At 61.6% G+C, this 2484-nt stretch carries 2 protein-coding genes, 1 other RNA gene and 1 pseudogene; all 4 read left to right on the forward strand.

The genetic code is table 11. The annotated features are described in order from the left end of the window. A partial coding sequence (locus tag EOL86_13635; protein ID NCD26617.1) for a hypothetical protein occupies positions 1-266 on the forward strand: 266 nt, incomplete at its 5' end. A gap of 228 nt (positions 267-494) precedes the next feature. After that, positions 495-1406 (forward strand): annotated as a pseudogene (locus EOL86_13640) (Nif3-like dinuclear metal center hexameric protein). Between the two features lie 60 nt (positions 1407-1466). Then, a complete protein-coding gene (locus EOL86_13645; GenBank protein ID NCD26618.1) occupies positions 1467-2192 on the forward strand; it encodes a hypothetical protein in 726 nt (241 codons plus the stop codon). A gap of 9 nt (positions 2193-2201) precedes the next feature. After that, positions 2202-2484, forward strand: an RNA gene (rnpB, locus tag EOL86_13650) — RNase P RNA component class A; the annotation flags it as partial.

Raw genomic sequence — 2484 nt, forward strand, 5'->3', positions numbered from 1 at the left:
TCGCCGGCATCACGCCCGGCGGCAAACCCCTGTACGTGGCCCGAAGCGACGAGGAACGTCTGCGCCAGCACCACATTCTCATGCCCCAGGAAAACCGACGGCCGGTGCGCGACTCCCGACCCGCCGGGAGGCCGACCTCCCCGGCCGGAGATCCACGCGGCGGGGAATCCCGACCCAAAAAAGTCCACACCAGGACCCCACGCTCCACGACGCCGCCCCAAACGTCCGTTTCCAGAAAAAAACGAAATCGCGGGTCAGGTTCATGAGACGCGCCGCCGCGTCGCGCGCCAAGATAATGATTGACAGTCGGGGGGTGCCCATGTTTCGAGGTCCAGCCCGGTTTCGGGCGCCGAGCCAGCCGCTGGTCCAAGGCTCCGGCCCTCCTTGGCCGGAGCCTTTTGCGTCGTGCGCCGCATTGACATCATGATAACGGGTTACTAGTTTCCTTTTTTTTCAAGGCCTCGCGACACGGACCAAACCCAGCACGGAGCTTCATGCAAACCTCGACCCTGATCGCCCATATCGAGTCCACGGCCCGGCCGCGACTGGCCGCCTCCTGGGACAAAAGCGGCGTACAGATCGCGTCGCCCGTGGCCGAAATCAAGACCCTGGCCGTGGCCCTGGATCCAAGCAGCGAGACCGTGCGCCAAGCCGTGGACCAAGGGGCGAACTTCCTGCTCTGCCATCATCCCCTGGCCCTGACGCCAAAACTGCCCGACCGCGTCGATGACTTCCACCACGTGCTCACCATGTGCCTGGAAAAAAAAATGTGGCTGTACAGCGCCCACACATCCCTGGACGCCAACCCGGCAGGTCCGGTCAACTGGCTGGGCAAGGCCCTGGGTTTGACAAGGACCCGCGTGCTGGAAGTCACGTTCCGCGAAACCCCGACCCTGGTCCGCCTGCGGACCCAGAACGAACCCGGCTGGACCGAACGGACATGCTGGCCCGAGGAACTGGACCAACTCCGGGCCACGGAAACGGACGCCATCATCCATGAACTCGCCCTGAGCGCGCCTAGCCGTGAGTATGGTTTCGGCTGCATTGGCGCCCTGCCCCGGGCCATGAGCTGGCCGGAATTTTCGACCCTGCTCATGCCACGCCTGGGCAGCGTGCCACGTCTGGTGGGCCGCGCGCCGGAGGTGGTCGAAAAAGTCGCCTACTGCCCAGGCTCCGGCGCGGATCTGGCCCCCCGGGCCTTTGCCCAGGGCGCGCAGGTCTTTTTGACTGGCGATCTCAAATTTCATCAGGCCCAGGCCGTGCAGGATCTCGGCCTGACCATGGATGTCGGACATTTTTGCCTTGAAGAAACCATGATGCGCGCCTGGAGCCAGGAGCTGGCCGAGCAGCTGGCTCCGGCCGGAACGCGGGTCATCTTTCTCCCGGGCCACGACCCATTTGCCTAGAGCCATCCCGGGGAACAGCCCGGACGACATGTTATTTTTGAGGAGGACGTTACCTTGAGCCTGTATATCGAACAAGTCGAGCAGCTGGTTGTGCTGCAGAAAGTGGATTCCGAGATGATCGAGCTGGAGCGCACCCTCGAGGCGGCGCCCAAGCAATTACAAAGTCTGCAGGAAAAAAAGGCCTACCTCCAGCAACAACAGGACGTGATTCAGGAAAAAATCAACGTCTTGCTGGAACAGAAGGGACGCATCGAAGGCGAAATCGAAAACGATGCCCAGAAAGTCAAAAAGAGCAAAAACAAGCTCATGTTGGTGGAAAACACCAAGGAATATCACGCCATGATGCGTGAAATGGACAATCTGGAAAAAACAAACCGGATGCGCGAAGAGGAGAAGGGCAATCTTCTGGCGGATCTGAGCGATCTGGAAGGCCGCAAGGAAACCCTCCAGAAGGACATCGACGAACTGGGCGCGACCATCACCGCCCAGCAGTCCACGCTGGACGCGGAAATGGCCGAAAAACGCGCCCGCCTGGACATCCTGGACAAAGAAAAAAAGCAGGCCTCCCAGGCCGTGCCCGCGCCCATTCTGGTCCGCTACAATTTCATCCGGGACCGTATCCCGAGCCCGGTCATCGTCCCGGTCAGCGAGGGCGTGTGCCAGGGCTGCCACATCATCATCCCGCCCCAGACCTTCATCGATCTGCAAAAGGGCGAGCAAATCCTGAGCTGCCCCAACTGTCAGCGCATCATCTACTGGGAACGCCACTTCTCGGGGAATGATTGATTTTTTCACGGAGCCGGACAGGCTGTCGCTGCCGGCCGCGAGGCCGGGGGAGGAAAGTCCGGACACCACAGGGCAGGATGCTGGATAACGTCCAGCGGGGGCGACCCCGGGATAGTGCCACAGAAACAAACCGCCACGGCGCAAGCCGGGGTAAGGGTGAAAAGGTGGGGTAAGAGCCCACCAGTTGTCGCGGTGACGCGGCAAGCTCGGTAAACCCCATCCGGTGCAAGACCAAATAGGAAGGTGACCGGCCCGGTCACGACCCTTCGGGTAGGTTGCTGGAGACGGCGGG

The sequence above is a fragment of the Deltaproteobacteria bacterium genome, from assembly GCA_009930495.1.
In the GTDB taxonomy this organism is placed as follows: Bacteria; Desulfobacterota; Desulfovibrionia; order Desulfovibrionales; family Desulfomicrobiaceae; genus Desulfomicrobium.